At 66.5% G+C, this 15,381-nt stretch carries 13 protein-coding genes; 7 read left to right on the top strand and 6 right to left on the bottom strand.

What is annotated here, in order from left to right; genetic code table 11:
* The first annotated feature begins 7 nt into the window (after positions 1–7).
* On the top strand, positions 8–1,423 hold the full coding sequence (locus LWH48_RS07930; protein ID WP_232912158.1) for a uroporphyrinogen-III C-methyltransferase: 1,416 nt from the start codon (positions 8–10) through the stop codon (positions 1,421–1,423).
* Positions 1,420–2,700 carry a heme biosynthesis HemY N-terminal domain-containing protein gene (locus LWH48_RS07925; RefSeq protein WP_232912157.1) on the top strand — a complete coding sequence of 427 codons (1,281 nt, stop codon included), beginning with the start codon at positions 1,420–1,422 and terminating at the stop codon, positions 2,698–2,700. The genes LWH48_RS07930 and LWH48_RS07925 overlap by 4 nt, the downstream gene beginning before the upstream one ends.
* A gap of 142 nt (positions 2,701–2,842) precedes the next feature.
* Here the strand turns inward: LWH48_RS07925 and ybiO are convergent, their stop codons facing one another.
* Positions 2,843–5,158 (bottom strand): mechanosensitive channel protein, encoded by a 2,316-nt coding sequence (gene ybiO / locus LWH48_RS07920; protein ID WP_232912156.1) that lies wholly within the window; start codon positions 5,156–5,158, stop codon positions 2,843–2,845.
* Between the two features lie 245 nt (positions 5,159–5,403).
* On the opposite strand from ybiO, the gene crcB reads away from it, so the two are divergent.
* Positions 5,404–5,784 carry a fluoride efflux transporter CrcB gene (crcB, locus tag LWH48_RS07915; RefSeq protein ID WP_232912155.1) on the top strand — a complete coding sequence of 127 codons (381 nt, stop codon included), beginning with the start codon at positions 5,404–5,406 and terminating at the stop codon, positions 5,782–5,784.
* The gene (locus LWH48_RS07910) at positions 5,781–6,173 is read left to right on the top strand and encodes a fluoride efflux transporter FluC (protein WP_232912154.1); all 393 of its coding nucleotides are present in this window, start codon (positions 5,781–5,783) and stop codon (positions 6,171–6,173) included. Before crcB ends, LWH48_RS07910 begins: the two co-directional genes overlap by 4 nt.
* Here LWH48_RS07910 and LWH48_RS07905 read toward each other — a convergent pair.
* The 5 genes from LWH48_RS07905 to LWH48_RS07885 form a co-directional block, all read right to left on the bottom strand.
* Positions 6,170–7,462 carry an aspartate kinase gene (locus LWH48_RS07905; protein ID WP_232912153.1) on the bottom strand — a complete coding sequence of 431 codons (1,293 nt, stop codon included), beginning with the start codon at positions 7,460–7,462 and terminating at the stop codon, positions 6,170–6,172. The genes LWH48_RS07910 and LWH48_RS07905 overlap by 4 nt on opposite strands.
* A 147-nt stretch (positions 7,463–7,609) precedes the next feature.
* A complete protein-coding gene (nspC, locus tag LWH48_RS07900; protein WP_232912152.1) occupies positions 7,610–8,788 on the bottom strand; it encodes a carboxynorspermidine decarboxylase in 1,179 nt (392 codons plus the stop codon).
* Positions 8,789–8,791: 3 nt separating this feature from the next.
* Positions 8,792–9,991: a saccharopine dehydrogenase family protein gene (locus LWH48_RS07895; protein WP_232912151.1), complete on the bottom strand. Its 1,200-nt coding sequence runs from the start codon at positions 9,989–9,991 to the stop codon at positions 8,792–8,794.
* 319 nt (positions 9,992–10,310) lie between these two features.
* Complete coding sequence (locus LWH48_RS07890) at positions 10,311–11,480, bottom strand: M20 aminoacylase family protein (protein ID WP_232912150.1); 1,170 nt, start codon at positions 11,478–11,480, stop codon at positions 10,311–10,313.
* 85 nt (positions 11,481–11,565) lie between these two features.
* On the bottom strand, positions 11,566–13,026 hold the full coding sequence (locus LWH48_RS07885; RefSeq protein WP_232912149.1) for an MFS transporter: 1,461 nt from the start codon (positions 13,024–13,026) through the stop codon (positions 11,566–11,568).
* Between the two features lie 276 nt (positions 13,027–13,302).
* Here LWH48_RS07885 and LWH48_RS07880 point away from each other — a divergent pair, with 276 nt between their 5' ends.
* The 3 genes from LWH48_RS07880 to torC all read left to right on the top strand — a co-directional run bounded on the left by LWH48_RS07880 (position 13,303) and on the right by torC (position 15,369).
* Positions 13,303–13,794, top strand: coding sequence for a MarR family winged helix-turn-helix transcriptional regulator (locus LWH48_RS07880; protein WP_232912148.1), 492 nt, complete (start codon positions 13,303–13,305; stop codon positions 13,792–13,794).
* 179 nt (positions 13,795–13,973) lie between these two features.
* Positions 13,974–14,156, top strand: a complete 183-nt coding sequence (locus LWH48_RS07875; RefSeq protein WP_161431809.1) for a periplasmic nitrate reductase, NapE protein — start codon at positions 13,974–13,976, stop codon at positions 14,154–14,156.
* A 28-nt stretch (positions 14,157–14,184) separates the two neighbouring features.
* Positions 14,185–15,369 carry a pentaheme c-type cytochrome TorC gene (gene torC, locus LWH48_RS07870; RefSeq protein ID WP_232912147.1) on the top strand — a complete coding sequence of 395 codons (1,185 nt, stop codon included), beginning with the start codon at positions 14,185–14,187 and terminating at the stop codon, positions 15,367–15,369.
* Positions 15,370–15,381 lie beyond the last annotated feature (12 nt).

Below are 15,381 nucleotides of genomic sequence, written 5' to 3'. Positions count from 1 at the left end.
CGACAAGATGAGCAAGCAACCACACGAGCAGGAAGAACAGAAGGCGTCTGACGGCGCACAGTCGGCGACCTCGGGAGACGAGGCAAGCAGAGGCAACGCCTCCGGCAGACGTCGCTCGCGTCGGCATGACAAGCCCAACCTGGGCGGCGGTACCGGCAGGAGCGAGGCCGCAAAGCCCGCTCAGAGCCAGACATCCGCCGAGTCGTCGACGGCCGGCCAGTCCTCGGGCGGCAAGCAGGAAGCCGACCAGAAGGCCACTGACACACGGGCGTCGTCATCGAAACCCGCCGCCGACAAGGCCGAAGCGGCCCCGTCCCAGGCCGGCAAGTCACAGCCGGGCGGGAGTGGTGGCAAGTCCGGCACGCCCGCCGCGGGTGGCGGCGATGGCAAGGGAGGCAAGGCCGGCATGGTGGCGATCGTGCTGGTCATCCTGCTGGCCATCGCCGCCGGCTTGTTCGGCTGGCAGGCATGGCAGAAGCTGGATGCCCAGCAGGCGCGCATCGCCGAACTGGAGTCCCAGACCAGCCAGTCCGCCACCGCCAGCGATCTGAACCAGCTGCAGTCACGCTTCGAGGAGGCCGAGGGCGAGCGCCAGGCCGCCCTGGAGGAGGCCATCGCCTCGCTGGAGAGCGACTTCAGCGACTACCGTGGCGAGGTCGACGAGACCCTCGACCGGGTGCTGGCAGAGCTCTCCAGTGAGCAGGAGACCGACGAGCGCGACTGGCTGCACGCCGAGGCCGCCTACCTGCTGCGCCTGGCCAACCAGCGCCTGCAGCTGGAGCGTGATGTTCAGGGAGCCGCGGCGCTGCTGCGCACCGCCGATGCGCGCCTGAAGGAGGCCGACAACCCGGCGCTGGTGCCGGTGCGTCGCGAGATCGCCAGCGAGCTGGGCGCTCTGGAGTCGGTGCCCGAGGTCGACCGCACCGGCCTGTGGCTGGCGCTCAACGCCCAGCAGGAGCAGATCGCCGGGCGTCCGCTCTCCCAGGATATCGACGAGATCACCGCCAGCTCCGGCATGCAGGAGGCGCCCAGCGGCTCCTGGCAGCAGCAGCTGTCGAGCTTCGGCCAGGAGCTCAAGGACCTGGTCACCGTGCGCAAGCATGACGAGGCACTGGAGGCGCTGATCTCGCCGGAGCAGGAGTCCTACCTGCGCCAGAGCGTGCGCCTGGTGATCGAGCAGGCCCAGCTGGCCCTGCTCAAGGAAGAGGAGGAGCTCTTCGAGGCCAGCCTCGACAAGGCGATCACCCTGATCGAAGGCTACTACGACACCGATGACAGCGGCGTGCAGTCGGTCCTCGCGCGGCTGGGTGAGCTGAAGGGTGAGGCGGTGCGTCCTGAGCTGCCCGACATCAGCGGCTCCCAGCAGGCCCTGGCCACCTTCATCGAGCGGCGCTTCGAGTCGCGCCAGGGAGATGAGGCATGAGAAAGCTGATACTGATCATCGTCCTGGGCCTGGCCATCGGTGCGCTGTTCGGGCAGCTGATGATGTCGGTGCCCGGCTACTGGCTGGTGCGGGTGGGTGACACCTCCTTCCAGACCTCCTTCTGGTTCGGCCTGGTGCTGCTGCTGGCGGCCTTCCTGGTGCTGCACTTCGCGCTGCGCCTGCTGATGCGCCTGTCGCGCCCGGTGTCGCGCTTCAAGGTGTGGAACAGCCGCTCACGCAACCGCACTGCCATGAAGCGCACCGTGCGCGGCCTGGTGGCGCTGGCCGAGGGGCGCTGGAAGAAGGCCGAGAAGTCGCTGGTCAAGGCGGCGGATGACTCCAGCACCCCGCTGGTCAACTACCTCTCCGCGGCGCTGGCGGCCCACTACCAGGGTCGCTTCGACCAGGCCGATACCCTGCTCAAGCGGGCCCACCTCAGCACCGAGGGCGCCGATACCGCGGTGGGCATGATGCAGGCCCAGCTGATGCTCGACCGTCAGCAGTACGAGGAGGCGCTGGCCATCCTGACCCGCCTCGACCGCCAGCTGCCCAACCACCCCCAGGTGCTCAAGCAGCTCAAGCAGGCTTACCTCAGCGTCAGCGACTGGGATGGCCTGCGCCGCCTGATGCCGCGCCTGGGCGCCCAGCAGCTGATCTCCCGAGAGGAGCGCGACCAGCTCGAGCGGCGCGCCTACCGCGAGCTGATCGTGCGCGAGGCCCGCGAGGGCAGCGACATCGAGACGGTGCGCAGCCTGTGGGCGGACATGCCCGACCACCTGCGTGGCGATGTCGAACTGATCGTGCTCTATGCCGAGGCGCTGGTGCGCGGCGGCCAGGAGCCCATCGCCGAGCGACTGCTGCGCCACTCCCTCAAGGAGAACTGGGACAGCCGCCTGGTGCTGCGCTACGGCCTGCTCGACGTGGATGCCTCGCGTCAGCTGGTCACCGCCGAGAAGTGGCTGCAGGAGCGCCCCAACGATCCCGACCTGCTGCTCACCCTGGGTCGCCTGGCGCTGCGCAACGCCTACTGGGGCAAGGCCCAGGAGTACTTCGAGGCGAGCCAGCGCCAGCGCCCGAGCGGTGTGGCATGTGCCGAGCTGGCACGACTCTTTGCCAACCTGGGCGAGCACCAGAAGAGCCAGCTCTACTACCGCCAGAGCGTGGAGCTGCTCGACAAGTCGTTGCCCTCTCTGCCGCAGCCCAGCGAGGACAAGGACGTGCTTGGAGAGGACAAGGACGTGCTTGGAGAGGGCAAGGAGGCGAAGAAGGCTTCCTGAAGGCAGCCTGATCCTCTCCAACACTCGACCTCACCACACTAGGGGGCGCTTCGGCGCCCCCTTCGTGTATCCGGGGCAGAAACAATAACAGCGAGGCCGCCCGAAGGCGGCCTCGCTGTTTGGTGCGGCTGAGTCGTCGGGCTCAGGGCTCGTCGGGCTCGTCCACGTCGTCACCGCTGGGCTTCTCGTGCTCCGGGTTGCTGATCTCCTGAGCGTCGCGGTGTGCGGCAGCGGAGGCAGGTTCGGCCTGCCGGGCCCTGCTGCGAGATTCCAGCACCCGCACATTGGCGGCCGGGGAGTCCCCCTGCTTGTCCTCGCCGAAGTAGAGGGTGGTGTGCGGGAAGGGGATCTCGATGCCGGCCTCGTCGAAGCGCAGCTTGACCAGGCGGTTGTAGGCACGCCCCACCGCCCACTGGTCGCCGGGGGTGGTCTTGATGATCACCCGAATATTCACCGAGCTGTCGGCCAGGGCGATGACGCCGGCCACATCGAGCGGCGCCAGCAGCTTGTGGCCATGCTCGTCGCTGGCCTTGAGGTCCTCGAAGGCCACCTTGAGCTGCTCGATCGCCTCGTCGATATTCTCGCGGTAGGCGATGCCGTACTCGCCCACGTGGTTGCCGAACTCGCGCATGTAGTTGGAGACGGTGTCCACGCTGGAGAAGGGCACCACGTGGTAGGTGCCGGAGAGGTCGCGGATGCCTACCGAGCGGATGCTGAGCTTCTCGGCGGTACCGGTGACGCCGCCCACGGTGACCACGTCGCCGGTGTTCATGGCGTTCTCCACCTGGATGAAGATGCCGGTGATGATGTCCTGCACCAGCTTCTGGGCGCCGAAACCGATGGCCAGGCCCAGCACACCGGCACCGGCGATCAGCGGCCCGATATTGATGCCGATCTCGGCCAGCACGATCATCGCCGTCATGGTGATCAGGGCGATGGCCAGGGCGTTGCGGAACAGCGAGAGCAGGGTCTGGGCACGCGCCGAGGGCACGCCGCCGCCGGTCTCGGGGTTGAGCTTGTGCTCGATCAGGCTGGCCAGCGCCAGCCATACCATGACCGCGATGGCCAGGATCATCGCCACGCTGACCAGCTTGCCGACCAGGCCCCGGCCCGCCTCGGAGGCGTACCAGGCGGCGAGGTCGAAGGCGCCCCAGGCGTTGAGCACCACCATCACCACCAGCACCACGATCACCGTGCGGATGACCCGCAGGGCGTTGGGCACGTAGCTGTTGAGGCGTGGCTCGAGCAGCGGCAGCTTGCGGCGCAGGTCGTCGGACAGGCGGATGCGCCGGCCGATGGTCTGGGTCAGGAAGCTGGAGGCCAGCAGGCCCACCACCACTGCGGCAATGGTCTTGAGGGTGGCGAAGAGCACGTAGGGCAGGGCGTCGGCGGGGCGCGTCAGGGTCAAGACCAGGACCATGACGAAGTAGGCCAGGGCGAACAGGTGCCAAGTGCGCGCGAACAGCTGCAGCGAGACCCGGCTGGCCGCCATGGTGGCCTGGCTGGCCTTGGCGTTGATGGCGTCGCGCAGGCGCTTGCGGTTCCTGAGCACCACCACCACGGCATAGAGGAAGGCGCCGATCATGATCAGGGTGCCCAGGCCCTGACCCACTGCCGGTGACACGTAGGCGTTGACCAGAGGCACCACCACCATCAGACCGTAGCCCACCAGGCCGATCAGCCGGGCGATCCAACGGTTCCAGTAGGAGGCCTCGTCGGAGCCGATGGGCAGCAGGCGCAGCCCCTCGTAGCGGGAGGCAAACAGCATGCGCACCCCGGCCTTGAGCAGCTCGATCACCAGGAAGGCGTTGAGGAACAGCGAGGCGCGAGTGGAGAGCTCACCGGTCTCGCCGATGGCGAAGGTGGCGATCAGGTTGCCACCCAGATAGGCGAAGGCCACCACCAGCACGTCCACCGCCGCGGCCAGGGCCACGCAGATCACCAGGCGCAGGATGGGGGTCAGCCCGCTGCCGTTGAGGGACCACTGGCTGATGCCGGTGAACAGTGGCCGCGCCAGGCGGCGGAAGAGCACGAACAGGGCCAGGGTGGCGAGGATCACCAGGCCCAGGTTGATCGCCGCCGTCATGAAGGCCGCGGTATCGAAGGTGCTCTCCAGGTCACTGGCGAACATGCCGCCGATGGCGGAGGCGATGGCGTCGAACTGGGCGCCGACGTCGCCGGCGACGCGGCTGGTCACCTGGGCCAGCTGTCGCGGTAGCGAGGGCTCGGCGGCGGCTTCCTCGGCGGGGGCCGATTCGGCCACGTCGCCGGCCATGCCGCGCAGCTGGTCGATCAGCTCCTGGCGGGTCTGTTCGTTCTCCAGCAGGTCGGCCAGGGTGGAGTAGGCTGGCGGTTCTCCGCCGCTGCTCTCTTGCTGCGCCTGGGCAGGACCCGCCAGCGCCAGCAGGGCAAGCAGCAGCCAGCCGAGCATCAGGGGTAGGGCTCGCTTCGGGTTCACGCGGTGACCTCCGTCTCTTGGCGTGTGGGGCGATGGATCTTGAGACCCGTCATGATACGGGCTTTGTCGTGAGGCCACGACCCCGGGGCCTGTCACGGCACATGCATGTACATGAATTGTACATTGTAAGATTTTTGTGCCATCTTTGTCCTGTCGGCGGCGCCTCCTGCCGTCGGCGCGGCAAGCATGCGATACTCTTTCGCCACCCTCGGGTGGCGTTTTTCGTTTCAGGGAGACGGTCAGGCATGCTGGAACTGCTGTCGGTACTGCTCGGCGGAGCGCTGGGAGGCATGGCGCGTCTGGCTCTCGGCAACGCCGTGGGCCGGCGACTGGGAGCCCACCTGCCCTGGGGTACCCTGGCGGTCAACCTGAGTGGCGCCCTGGCCATGGGGATGCTGGCCGGTGTGCTCGGCCTCCCCGCCCCGGGCGTGTCGAATACCGCCTGGTCCCTGCTCGCCATCGGCCTGCTGGGTGGCTACACCACGGTGTCGTCGCTCAGCCTGCAGACGTTGGCGCTGTGGCAGCAGGGCCGCGAGACGGCGGCGATTAGCTACATGGCGATGACCCTGGTCGCCGGGCTCGCCGCCCTGGCTCTGGGTGCCTGGCTGACGGGAGGCCTGGCATGAGTGCCTGGCGGGCCTACGCCGCAGTCGGCCTGGGCAGTGGGCTGGGCAGCGTGCTGCGCTATCAGCTCGGCCTGTGGCTTTCGCCCCCCGACTTTCCCTGGGCGACCCTGGTGGTGAACCTGGCAGGCTCCGGGCTGATTGCGCTGTTCGCCGCCTACGCCGCGGGCCGTGCCCATGGCCGGGTGGCACGCTGGCAGCCCTTCCTGGTCGCCGGCTTCTGTGGCGGCTTCACCACCTTCTCACTGTTCGGCCTCGAGACCCTGGCGATGCTCAGCCAGGGGCGCTTCGTGACGGCCCTGGGCTATGTGGCACTGAGCCTGGCGGCCTGGCTCGGTGCCGCCTGGGCGGGTCATCTTGCCGGGCGGCGACTGGCCGCGCGGCGCGCCTAGTCCGGGAGGCGCCAGGTCACCGGGCAGGCGTCGCCGGGGAAGAGCCGCTGGGCGGTGGTGGCGCTGCACTGTTCGGCGACCACCGGCATGTCGCCGCTCAGCGCCTGCAGCAGGCCGTCGTCGGGGTGGCGGACGGTCAGCAGGGTCAGGCCTTTCTGGCACTCGACATGGTAGTCCCCTCGCAGGTCGGTCAGCAGCGCGGCGCGCCTTTCGGGGTCGTCATAGATGGCCAGGCGCAGGCGCATCGCCTCGCACGCCAGGAAGTGGGCATGCAGCCCGTGGCGAGCCAGGCGGGCGAGCACATCGCCCAGGCAGGCCTCGTCCATGAAGCGGAAGTCTTCGGGGCTGATGTCGAGCAGTCGCTGATCGTCACGCAGCATGCAGGCGGGTCGGCAGTCGCCGTCGCCGGGCTCGGGGCCGATGCGGCTGGGGGTGGCCCCGGGCTCGAGGAAGGAGCGCACGGTGAGGGGGATCGCCTTGCGCTGCAGCGGGGCCAGGGTGCGGGGGTGGATCACCTTGGCGCCGTGCCAGGTCTGCTCCACGGCCTCGGCGTAGCTCAGGCGCTCGAGCTGGCGGGCGTTGTCGAAGCGCCTGGGGTCGGCGTTGAAGACCCCGGGGACGTCCTTCCAGATGGTCAGCCCAGCGGCATCCAGGCAGTGGGCCAGGATGGCGGCGCTGAAGTCGGAGCCCTCGCGCCCCAGGGTGGTCATGGCGCCGTCCGCGGTGGCGCCGATAAAGCCCTGGACCAGCAGGATGCGGTTCTCCCGGGCGGCCAGTGAGCGCAGGCGGTAGCAGGTCTTGCCCCAGTCGATTCCGGCGGCCTGGTGGCGGTCGTCGGTGATGATCAGCTCCCGGGCGTCACACCAGCGGGTGGGAAGGCCGATCTCGTTGAGCCAGGCAGCCACCAGGGTGGTGGAGAGCAGTTCGCCGAAGCCCACGGTCTGGTCGTAGTGAAAGGCGAAGGGCGCCTCCCGGTGGGTGCGGTGGGCGATGTCGAGGGCCTCGAGCAGCCGCTCCAGGTTCGCCGCGGTGGTGGAGTCGGCACCGAACAGCGCCTGGGCCACGCCGAGGTGATCGTCGCGGATTGCCGTCAGCCGCTCCTGGTAGACGCTCTGCTGGTCGCCGCGGGCGGCATCGAGCAGCACCTCCAGGGCGTTGGTGGTCTTGCCCATCGCCGAGACGACCAGGGCGCGAGGGTGCAGGTCGTGGCGGGACAGCAGCTCGCCGAGGCGGCGGATGGCCGCGGCGTCCTTTATCGAGGCGCCGCCGAACTTGTAGATCTCGGGCATCACGGGCTCCCTGTGGCAGTGGCTTTTCCTCACCATAGAGCCCGCGGGGGGAGTGGTGAAGGGGCAGGTGTTCCGCGCCCACCCTGAACCACCACGAAAAAGCCCCCGTGAGGGGGCTTCGCGAGGCTGGCGGCAGGGCAGGGAGGCTCAGCTGAGCCGCTGCATATAGTCCACATAGCCGAAGGTCCTGACCGTGCGCACCTCGCGGCTCGCCTCGTCGATCCGGCAGATCGACGGCAGGCGGATGCCGTTGAAGGTGGTGGTCTTGACCATGGTGTAGTGGGCCATGTCGGTGAACACCAGGCGGTCGCCGATCTGCAGGGGCGCGTCGAAGGAGTAGTCGCCGATCACGTCGCCGGCCAGGCAGGTCTGCCCCCCCAGGCGGTAAGTGTGGCCCTTCTCGTTCGGCTCGCCGCCGCCGATGATGTGCGGGCGGTAGGGCATCTCCAGCACGTCGGGCATATGCGCCGTGGCGGAGGTGTCGAGGATGGCGATGGGGCCGTCATTCTCGACGATATCCAGCACCGTGCATACCAGGTAGCCGGTATTCAGGGCGATCGCCTCGCCCGGCTCCAGGTAGACCTCGAGATGCGGATGGCGAGCCTTGAAGTCGCGGATCACCCGCACCAGCCGCTCGACGTCGTAGTCGTCACGGGTGATATGGTGTCCGCCCCCGAAGTTGACCCACTCGAGCCCGGCGAGGTAGTGGCCGAAGCGCTCCTCGAAGGCCGTCAGGGTCGACTCCAGGTCGTCGCTGTTCTGCTCGCACAGGGTATGGAAGTGCAGCCCCTCGAGGCCTTCCATCACCTCCGACGTCAGGTCCGCCGCCCGGGTGCCGAGCCGCGAGCCCGGCGCGCAGGGGTCGTAGAGAGGCACGTGGCCCGTGGAGTGCTCGGGGTTGACCCGCAGGCCGCAGGAGACCCGGCGGGGCGCCGCCGCGATCGTCTCGCGGAAGTGTTGCCACTGGCCAGGCGAGTTGAAGCTGAGGTGGTCGGCGTAGCGCAACACCACCCGCATCTCCTCCTCGGTGAAGGCCGGCGAGTAGCAGTGCACCTCGCCGCCGAAGGTCTCGGCGCCCAGGCGCGCCTCGTCCTGGCCGCTGGCCGTGGTGCCCACCAGGTACTGGCGTACCAGTGGAAAGGTGTCCCACATGGCGAAGCCCTTCAGGGCCAGCAGGATCTTCGCCCCGCTGCGCTCCTGGACCTCGCCGAGGCGCTCCAGGTTGCGGCGCAGCAGGGCGTCGTCCACCACATAGGCCGGGGAGGGGCAGGCCATCACGTCGAAATTGAGATCGAAGCCCAGTCCCTGCTCGCGTGCGTTCGCCATGGCTCAGGCCAGGGGGTCGTGGTCGGGGTCGAGCTCGACCACCTGCCAGGGCAGGCCCATCTCGCCGATGCGCTCCATGAAGGGGTCGGGGTCGAGCTGCTCAACGTTGAACACGCCGTCACCCTTCCAGATGCCTTCCAGCATCAGCATGGCGCCGGTCACCGCCGGCACGCCGGTGGTGTAGGAGATGGCCTGGGACTGCACCTCGGCGTAGCACTCCTGATGGTCGCAGATGTTGTAGATGTGCACCTTGCGCCGCTTACCGTCCTTGATGCCATCGGCGATGATGCCGATGTTGGTCTTGCCCTTGGTGCGCGGGCCCAGCGAGGCCGGGTCGGGCAGCACCGCCTTGAGGAACTCCAGCGGGGCGATCTCGGTATCTCCCACCTTGATCGGCTCGATGCTGGTCATGCCGACGTTCTCGAGCACCTTGAGATGGGTGATGTACTTGTCGGAGAAGGTCATCCAGAAGCGGATGCGCTCCAGGCCCTTGATGTTCTGACTGAGGGACTCGAGCTCCTCGTGATAGAGCAGGTAGAGGTCCTTCTCGCCGATGCCGTCGAAGTCGAAGGTGCGCTTCACCGCCAGCGGGTCGGTCTCCTTCCACTCGCCCTTCTCCCAGTAGCGACCCTTCGCGGTGATCTCGCGAATGTTGATCTCCGGGTTGAAGTTGGTGGCGAAGGGGTAGCCGTGGTCGCCACCGTTGGCATCCAGGATGTCGATGCGGTGGATCTCGTCGAACAGGTTCTTCTGGGCGTAGGCGCAGTAGATGTTGGTCATGCCCGGGTCGAAGCCGCAGCCCAGGGTGGCCATGTTGCCCGCGTCCCTGTAGCGCTCCTGGAAGGCCCACTGCTCCTTGTACTCGAACTTGGCCTCGTCCGGATGCTCGTAGTTGGCGGTGTCGAGGTAGGGCACGCCGGTACGCAGGCAGGCCTCCATGATGGTCAGATCCTGATAGGGCAGGGCCACGTGGATCAGCACGTCGGGCTTGAACGACTCGATCAGGGCGACCAGCGCCTCGACGTCGTCGGCATCCACCCGGGCCGTCTGGATCGGGCGATCCAGCTGGTCGGCGATGGCCTTGCACTTCGCCTCGTTGCGGCTGGCCAGCATGATCTCGCTGAAGACCTCGGGATGCTGGGCGCACTTGTGGGTAACGACGCCGCCGACGCCGCCGGCGCCGATAATCAGGACTTTGCTCATGGGGTTCGAATCCAGATCGGGAAATGTCAACAGTGGTAGGGTCTTATCGGTAGTGAAGCGCCGCAGCACTCCCGACCCGATGCCACCCCGGTCTTGGCCTCGCTCGACCACCCTGGCAGGGGGGGAGGCGAGTGGGCGCTGATGATGGCGCCCCTTGAGGCTGGCCGCAAGCGGTTTTCGCGTCAAGCCTGCGACCTTGGTCGTAGCGCTGCTGCCGATGCCTGGGCGGTGTCTCTGCGCCGTCGTCTAGCGTGAAGAGGCCGTCCACGACAAGGCGCCACGGGGCGGAATCGCCCCGTGGCGCAGCGGGTGCCGAGCCTCAGCCCTGCTTGGGCAGGTAGCCCTCGGTGAGCGCTACCCAGTAGGCCGCGCCGATGGGCAGGATCTCCGGGTTGAGTACATATTCCGGGTGGTGGACGAAGGGGGTGTCGCCATTGCCCAGGAAGCAGTAGGTGCCCTTCTTCTGCTGCAGCATGAAGGCGAAGTCCTCGGAGCCCAGGTAGGTGGGCCCCTCCTCGAACACCAGCTCCTCGCCGAAGGCCTGACGGGCGATGGCGGCCGCCTTGCGGGTCTCCTCGGGGTCGTTGGTCAGCACGGCGCCCGGCACGCCCTCGCGGATCTCGGAGGTGCAGCCGAAGGATTCACTCTGCTGCTGGATGAGGCGGCGGATATTGCCCAGCACCATCTCGCGGTCCTCGGGGGTGGTGGTGCGGATGGAGAGGCGCAGGATGGCGCTGTGGGCGATCACGTTGCCTGCCTGGCCGGCCTGGAAGGCGCCCACGGTGACCACGGCGCGGTGGGCGGGGGCCACATTGCGGGCGACCACGCTCTGCAGGGCCATCACCAGCGAGGAGCCGGCGACCACCGGGTCGATGGCATGCTCCGGGAAGGCGCCGTGGCCGCCCTTGCCGGTGATCTCCACCTCCCAGTTGTCCACCGCGGCCATGGTGTCGCCTTCCGTGAAGTAGAGCTTGCCGAGCTCCAGTCCGGGCATGTTGTGCATGCCGAACACTGCGTACATGGGAAAGCGCTCGAACAGGCCGTCGGCGATCATCGCCGGACTCCCCTCCATGGTCTCCTCCGCCGGCTGGAAGATCAGATGCACGGTGCCGTCGAAGTTGCGGGTCTCGGCCAGTTGCCTGGCGGCGGCCAGCAGCATGGTGGTATGGCCGTCGTGGCCGCAGAGGTGCGAGACACCAGGAGTTTCCGAGCGATAGTCGAGGTCATTGGTTTCCTGGATCGGCAGGGCGTCGAAGTCGGCCCTCAGCCCGATGGCCCGGTCGCTGTCGCCGACCTTCAGCGAGGCGACGATGCCGTGCTTGCCGACGCCGGTCTCGATCTCATAGGCACCCAGGCTACGCAGGGTCTCCTCGATGTACCTGGCGGTCTGCGACTCCTGCATCGAGAGCTCGGGATGACGGTGCAGATGCTCGAACCACTCACGGAGCTGGGTTTCGTTCTGCTTGATTTCCTTGACGATGGCATTCATGTCTCTTTCCTCTTCAATCTAAGGGCGGTTCCAGCAACGTTCGGCTGACGCCCACCGGCCGCTCGGCCGGTGGGCCGTTATGGCATCAGGCATTGTCGGCCGGGCGGCCCTTGGGGATCGTCAGCACGATCGAGGCGATGGCGACCAGCAGCATGATCAGCATGACCAGCAAGGCGAAGAAGGCGGCTTCCCGGGAGGCCAGGTTGGTCTGGTTGCCGACGAAGCTGATGACCCCTTCGATCCAGCGGATGCCGGCGTTGTTGCCCGCGATGGCGGTGTAGATCGCCGAGGAGATCGCCACGCCGAAGGAGGCGCCCAGGGAGGAGGCCATCTTGTAGATGCCCGCGCCGGCACCTGACTGGTCGGCGGGCAGGTTGGAGAGCGCCGCATCGGTAGAGGGAGTAGCGTAGAAGGCGAGGCCGACGCCGAACAGCGAGAAGGCGATAACGGCGAGGATCTTGTAGCTGCCCAGCATCAGATTGGTGGGCATCAGCAGCACGATGGCCAGGCCGACGATATAGCAGCCCCACAGCATCGGCTGGCGCGGACCGAAGCGCTGCAGGAGCCGCTCGCCAACGCGGATGAAGGCCAGGATGGAGATCGCATAACCCAGCGTCAGCAGGCCGGCTTCCTGAGCCGAGATACCGCCACCTTGCTGCAGTACCAGCATGGCGACGATGATGATGCCGGCGGTGGCATTGAGCAGCATGTTGGAGATGGTAGCACCGGTATAGGTGCTGTTGCGGAACAGGCGGAACTGCACGAAGGCGTTGGGGTTGCCGGACTCGACCTTGAAGAATACGGCGCCGAACACGAAGACGATGGCCATCAGGCCCAATGAGGCCATGCTGGTCCAGCCGAACTTGCTGCCCTGGGTGGCGAGTACCTGGAGTGCGACCATGGCCACCATGAAAGTGATGACGCCGACAAGGTCAAACTTGTAGGCGCCCTTGTTCTCGGCCTTGGACTCCGGCGTGCCACGCACCATCAGCATGCCGACCACGGAGAGGGCGGCGGCGATAATGAAGATCCAGCGCCAGCCCACGTTCTGGGCCATCAGGCCGCCGAACAGGGCGGCGAAGCCGGAGCCCCCCCAGGAGCCCATGGACCACAGGGAGATGGCACGCTGGCGGCCGGCGCCTTCCCAGTACTCCTTCACCAGCGCCAGGGACGCCGGCATGATGAAGGCGCCCGAGAGGCCCTGACAGATCCGCCCCACCATCAGGAAGCTGCTGCCCAGCGAGCCCGAGGGGGCCAGGCCGATCAGCAGTGAGCCGACGATGGAGAAGATGAAGCCCCACATCACCGTCTTGACGCGGCCGATGCGGTCGGCGAGGCCGCCGACGACGACGATGAAGATCCCCGAGAAGAGTGCCGTGATCGACACCGCGATATTCATGAGATTCTGCTCGACCCCCAGGTCGGCGGCCATGGTGGGGGCGATGTTCAGCGTGGTCTGGGCGAACAGCCAGAAGGCCAGGACACCCAGTATGATGCCGTACAGTAGTCTGTCGGTACCCTGGTAGGTGGTAGCGGGTTGGGTCATGACGACGATCCTCGATTGGCTCGCTCAAGGCTGTGCCGGTGCTGGCACAGCCGCGAAGGAGCAGTGAAGGGAGCGAGTCGGATGCTGCGGCTCGAACCAGTCTGCTCTTGGGATCAGGTTAAGATAGTTGCAGATTGAGAGTATTGATTCGGATCAATTATCGCGTCACCTGTTCGATTATCATGGTGACACACCGGCGGCGAGCGTCCGGTGCCATGCAGGCCCCTGTCGGGCCAGCCTGCCGCCCGCCGCGGAACATGAGAGAAGGAGCAAGAGGTGGCAAAGCCGTTCAGTCGCGAGAGGTTGACCTTTCGCCTCGATATCCTGGCCCAGGAGGCGATTCGCGCCAACGACGATATCTTCCAGGCGCGGGTGGGCCTCAAGGTTCATGAGGTGCGGGTGCTGCGGATCATCGGCCAGAATCCGGGGATCACCTTTGTCGAGCTCTCGCATCAGGCCCGCATGGAGCGCAGCCTCACGTCACGCATCATCCAGCGGCTGATCAAGCAGGAGCTGGTGAGGCGCGAGAATGACGAAGCGGATGCGCGCCGTTTCCGGCTGTTCACCACGCAGCAGGGCGATGCGAAGCGGGAGGTGGCCAAGGGGTTATCTGATGCCCTCGAGGAGGTGCTGCTGGCGCCCTTGGCGGTGTCCGAGGCCCACCAGCTGGATGCCCTGCTGGCGCGCTTGGCGGATTGGATTCACTCCGAGGAGTACGAGCAGAGGCTTGAAGCCTTCGAGAACGACAGCGATCCGGGGCAGGGGTAGCCACCGAGTGGCTGGGCAGGCGAAAAGCTATGCCGGTATCGCCAACTATCATAAGTAAGCGGCTGTTTCTTGATAAAAGTCATGGCTATTCCCTGACAGACTGTTACCTTTCGCGTACCAATTATTTCAACATTATGTGCATGCCGAAATTTGTGTCGGCAGACCTGTGAGGGGGCGATATGGCAGAGGTCAAGAGCGAGAACGAAACTGGCTCCGGTGGCAAGCGGCGAGAGTGGCTTGCCTTTCTTTTTGTCACCGCGGTCGTCGTGCCACTGCTGACCATTGCCGTCGTGGGCGGCTATGGCTTCGTGGTGTGGATGCTGCAGGTCTTCGTGCTGGGCCCGCCCGGGCATGGCGGTTAAGCCCCTACTGATCAGAGAGAGATGAGACATGAAGATCCTTGCAACGCTGTGGAACACCCTGAAGAAACCCCCTGTGCATATCAGCCTGGGGGTCATCATCATCGTCAGCTTCTTCGCCGGCATCGTGTTCTGGGGTGGCTTCAATACCGCCATGGAGTACACCAATACCGAAGAGTTCTGCGTCAGCTGCCACGAGATGGAGGACAACGTCTACCAGGAGCTGCAGACCACCGTGCACTGGTCCAACCGCACCGGGGTCCGGGCCATCTGCTCCGACTGTCACGTGCCCCATGACTGGACCGCCAAGATCGCCCGCAAGATGCAGGCGAGCAAGGAGGTCTGGGGTGCCATCTTCGGCACCATCGATACCCCCGAGAAGTTCGAGGCGAAGCGCCTGGAGCTGGCACAGCACGAGTGGGCGCGCTTCAAGGCCAACGGCTCCCTGGAGTGCCGCAGCTGCCACGACTACAACAGCATGGACTGGGACAAGATGTCCGACGAAGCGCGGCGTTTCATGGAGCCCGCCGCCGAGCGTGATCAGAGCTGCATCGACTGCCACAAGGGTATCGCCCACAAGCTGCCCGAGCAGATGGGCAGCGAGGATCCCATGCTGGCCAGCCTGGTTCGCGAAGCCACCTCGGTCAGCGTGGATGAGGGGCAGCAGTACTACAGCGCCAAGTCCGTGGACCTCTACACCGATGCTGAACTCACCGAGCGCGCCGGGGTGCTGCAGGTGGCCACCGAGGTCAGCATCGTCGACACCCAGGGGGACAGCGTGAAGCTGGAGATCCCCGCATGGCGCAAGGAGAAGGGCTTCGGACGGGTGCTCTACGAGGACTTCGGCCAGAACATCAGCAGTGCCGTCCTCAACAAGGATATTGCCCAGGATGATGCCCTGATCGAGGTCCAGGAGACCGATGTGGTCGACGAGATGACCGGCCTGCCCTGGGGCAGGGTGAGCGTGGCGCTATGGGCCGAGAAGGGAGCCTACCTCGAAACCCGTGAGTCGCTCTGGGAAACCGCCGGACAGACCTATCGTGATGCCTGCAGCGTCTGCCACACCGAGCCGGCGCCCGAGCACTTCGATGCCAACACCTGGCCGGCGATGTTCTCGGGCATGGTGGGCTTCACCAACCTGAGCGCAGGCACTCAGGAGCTGGTGCTCAAGTACCTGCAGATGCACTCATCCGATTATGCCGACGGTGCTCACTGATGACGCCCAAGG

Origin of the sequence: Halomonas sp. G15, from assembly GCF_021282295.1 — a bacterium.
In the GTDB taxonomy this organism is placed as follows: domain Bacteria; phylum Pseudomonadota; class Gammaproteobacteria; order Pseudomonadales; family Halomonadaceae; genus Halomonas; species Halomonas alimentaria.
Note: the sequence above shows the minus strand (reverse complement) of the source record. Positions and strands in the feature narration are given on the sequence as shown.